The sequence below is a fragment of the Devosia sp. genome (assembly GCF_040509215.1).
Lineage (GTDB): Bacteria > Pseudomonadota > Alphaproteobacteria > Rhizobiales > Devosiaceae > Devosia.
In genome coordinates, this window is the sequence record NZ_JBEVLL010000199.1 from 1 (window position 1) to 2,768 (window position 2,768).

At 60.2% G+C, this 2,768-nt stretch carries 5 protein-coding genes; 2 read left to right on the plus strand and 3 right to left on the minus strand.

Translation table 11 applies throughout. The annotated features are described in order from the left end of the window. Positions 1 to 59: 59 nt before the first annotated feature. Together ABW043_RS11095 and ABW043_RS11100 are read right to left on the minus strand one after the other, a co-directional pair. Positions 60 to 521: a DUF5680 domain-containing protein gene (locus ABW043_RS11095; protein WP_353921270.1), complete on the minus strand. Its 462-nt coding sequence runs from the start codon at positions 519 to 521 to the stop codon at positions 60 to 62. 53 nt (positions 522 to 574) lie between these two features. Continuing rightward, a complete protein-coding gene (locus ABW043_RS11100) occupies positions 575 to 1,471 on the minus strand; it encodes a LysR substrate-binding domain-containing protein (protein WP_353921271.1) in 897 nt (298 codons plus the stop codon). A 123-nt stretch (positions 1,472 to 1,594) separates the two neighbouring features. On the opposite strand from ABW043_RS11100, the gene ABW043_RS11105 reads away from it, so the two are divergent. Next, on the plus strand, positions 1,595 to 1,801 hold the full coding sequence (locus ABW043_RS11105) for a hypothetical protein (RefSeq protein WP_353921272.1): 207 nt from the start codon (positions 1,595 to 1,597) through the stop codon (positions 1,799 to 1,801). A gap of 37 nt (positions 1,802 to 1,838) precedes the next feature. After that, positions 1,839 to 2,312, plus strand: a complete 474-nt coding sequence (gene ybaK / locus ABW043_RS11110) for a Cys-tRNA(Pro) deacylase (protein ID WP_353921273.1) — start codon at positions 1,839 to 1,841, stop codon at positions 2,310 to 2,312. A 74-nt stretch (positions 2,313 to 2,386) separates the two neighbouring features. Here ybaK and ABW043_RS11115 read toward each other — a convergent pair whose 3' ends face one another. After that, on the minus strand, positions 2,387 to 2,533 hold the full coding sequence (locus tag ABW043_RS11115) for a DUF1127 domain-containing protein (RefSeq protein ID WP_353921274.1): 147 nt from the start codon (positions 2,531 to 2,533) through the stop codon (positions 2,387 to 2,389). Positions 2,534 to 2,768 lie beyond the last annotated feature (235 nt).

The following is a 2,768-nucleotide window of genomic DNA, read 5'->3' on the forward strand; positions in this document are numbered from 1 at the left end:
AAACAGGGGTTCCCGCTTTCGCGGGAATGACACTGTGGAGGTCAGAGGGCTGAGTTTCGCTAAGGCTTCACTAGCCCACCGAAATAATCGAGCGCATAGGCCTCCACGCCATCCACCAAAATCACCTCGCGCCCGCGAAACTGCGCCGGACTGCCCTCGCTCCTGTCGCGATAGTGCCCATGCGGCCCGGTCCAATCAAAACCACCGAGAAACCGCCCCTCGCCATACATGGCCGTCAGCGCGCTCTTGATCGTGTCCCCCGCCTTTGCGCCATCAATCAGGTCCGGCCGTAGCACATAGCCATAGTAGTTCATGGCCCAGACCGGCTCCGCCCCGCGCAGCAGCACTTCCTGTCCCAGAAAATCCGTGCCGCCAAAGTAGCTGTCGAGATAGCGCCACTCGCCCTCGGACCACCCGAGATCATGCGATCCCGGTCGCGAGGCCAGCGCCTTCACGCCGCCTCCGACATAGGTCGCGGCCTTGGCCCGCACGATCACGGCGTTGAGTTCGTCTGCAGTCATTCTGTTCCCCTGAGGTTCGGGGGAACAGTCGCGCCCACCCGCGCCAAAACCTGTCAGGACTCCTTGCGCATGAAGGCCGTCGCCTCCAGCATCCAGTCGCGGAACATCTTGATCTTGGGCGCATTGCGCCGGCTTTCGGGGTAGACGAGGTAATAGGCCCGCCCCGCCGGCGCCAGCAGCGGAAACGGCTGGATCAGCCTGCCCGAAGCAATCTCTTCGCGAAACAGCGCCGGCGTCAGCATGGTCACGCCACGCCCCGCCATTGCGGCCGTACCAAGCAGGCTCTGCCAATTGAGCATGCTCATCGGCCGACCCTCCGCCGAAAAACCCGGAACCCCGGCAATCTCGAACCAGAGTGCCCACCATTCGTCCTGCGGATCGAGCATAGGCAGTTTCAAGAGGTCCGCCGGCTCCTTGACCCCACCGATGCTCTCAGCCAAAGCCGGACTAAGAAGTGGCGTGAAGTCCGCCTTGACCAGAAGGTGCGAAACAAGCCCCTTCTCTGGTGGCGCCGCGAGCGTGCGAATGCCGATATCGAATTCATCATTGAGCAGATCGACCATGTCGCTGGTGCTGTCGACGCGCACCGCAATTTCGGGATGGTCGATCTGGAACAGCCCCAAATTCTGCGCCAGCCACTGGCTGGCAAAAGTCGGCACGGTGGTCATCGAGAGCAGCCCATCCACTTCGCCGCGCGTATCGGCAAAAGCCTCGCGCATGATCTCGAACGCCTGCTGCACCTGCGGCGCGAGGCTGGAACCCACTTCGCTGACCGCAATCTGCCGCGGTTTCCTGAGGAACAGCGGCGCCCCGACGCGCTCCTCCAGCATCTTGATCTGATAGCTCACCGCCGCCTGCGTCATGCCCAATTCCTCGCCCGCACGGGTGAAACTGAGATGCCGCGTCACGGCCTCGAAAACCCGGATGGCACTGAGCGGTGGCAGCGACATGGATAAACACCCCTTATGCGTCGTTATCGAGCTTTAGTTGGATACCGGCAGCAATCAGGTGCATTTTTCATCTCATGTCAAATCCAAAGAGGACGCCGGCCATAAGGCCAGCGAATGCATCAAATGCTCGCTTTGCCCAGCTTTCTTGGCTTTCTCCTGCCCCTCCCCGCTGCCCTCCTGCACCGGCAGGACGCCACGGAGCCCAAGCGTCGCCGCGCCATAAGGGCGCTTAATCTGTCCCATCACATCCTTCGGGATGTGGGTCTCGACGATCTCGAAAATCCCGCCGACGATCCGCGCTGGTCGCAGCGCCCTGATCTCGAGCGCTGAAGCTTGAGCTTTGCCGCCGACGGGTTAAAACAGGCATATGTCCAAGACCACGCCCGCCACGCAGGCCCTCATCAAGGCCGGTATCAGCTTCACCCTCGCCAACTACGACTATGACCCGAACGCCGAGCGCGTCGGGTTGCAGGCTGCAGAGGCCATGGGCGTATCGCCGGGCGAAGTATTCAAGACGCTGATGGCCGAACTCGACGGCAAGCCGATCTGCGCGATCGTCCCTTCCGACGAGGAGGTGAACATGAAAAAGCTCGCCGCGGCCCTTGGCGGGAAGTCCGCCCACATGATGAAGCCCGCCGACGCCGAGCGTCTGACGGGCTATAAAGTCGGCGGCATCAGCCCCCTCGGTCAGCGCAAAATCGTCCCCACTGCGCTCGACGAAATGGCCCAGCTCTACGATGAGATCTTTCTCAACGGCGGCCAGCGCGGATTGCAGATCCGCATCAAGCCCGATGATCTCGTAAAGGCGCTCGATTGCGTCGTCGCGGATCTGACGCGGTAGAAAAAGCGGAATTCTAAAAAGACAAAAGGCGCCCGAGAGGACGCCTTCATCTTACATACCGATTTGCCTAAAGCTTAGGCGGCGTAGGTACCGCGCGCAATCGACTTGATGTCGGAGCGGGTGATGCCCAGGTCGTTCAGCTGGCGGCTGTCGAGCGAGTTAAGCTCGCGCAGGGTGCGCTGGTAACGGGCGAAATCGGCGATCTTCTTTGCAATGTTCATTTTGGTTCCCCTTCGTTTGATGACCTCTATGTAGACCGGAGGGGTCGTGATTAGTAGATGGACCTTCTGCACATCCGTTATGCACTGGACGCACAGAAATGAGGCATATGGTTCATATTCGGTTTAGGTAGATTTCTGGCCGATTTCAAAGAGGCGGCGATCGCCGTCGCCCTAACTCCTTGTTATCAAAATTAAAAACCGGGTCCCGCAGTTGCAGAACCCGGCTTTTCAATTT

Excerpts from the sequence above, each read along its gene's own strand:
- ABW043_RS11100 (WP_353921271.1), bottom strand. The coding sequence starts at position 1,471 with ATGTCGCTGCCACCGCTCAGTGCCATCCGGGTTTTCGAGGCCGTGACG.
- ABW043_RS11105 (WP_353921272.1), top strand. The coding sequence starts at position 1,595 with ATGCTCGCTTTGCCCAGCTTTCTTGGCTTTCTCCTGCCCCTCCCCGCT.
- ABW043_RS11115 (WP_353921274.1), bottom strand. The coding sequence starts at position 2,533 with ATGAACATTGCAAAGAAGATCGCCGATTTCGCCCGTTACCAGCGCACC.
- ybaK (WP_353921273.1), top strand. The coding sequence starts at position 1,839 with ATGTCCAAGACCACGCCCGCCACGCAGGCCCTCATCAAGGCCGGTATC.
- ABW043_RS11095 (WP_353921270.1), bottom strand. The coding sequence starts at position 521 with ATGACTGCAGACGAACTCAACGCCGTGATCGTGCGGGCCAAGGCCGCG.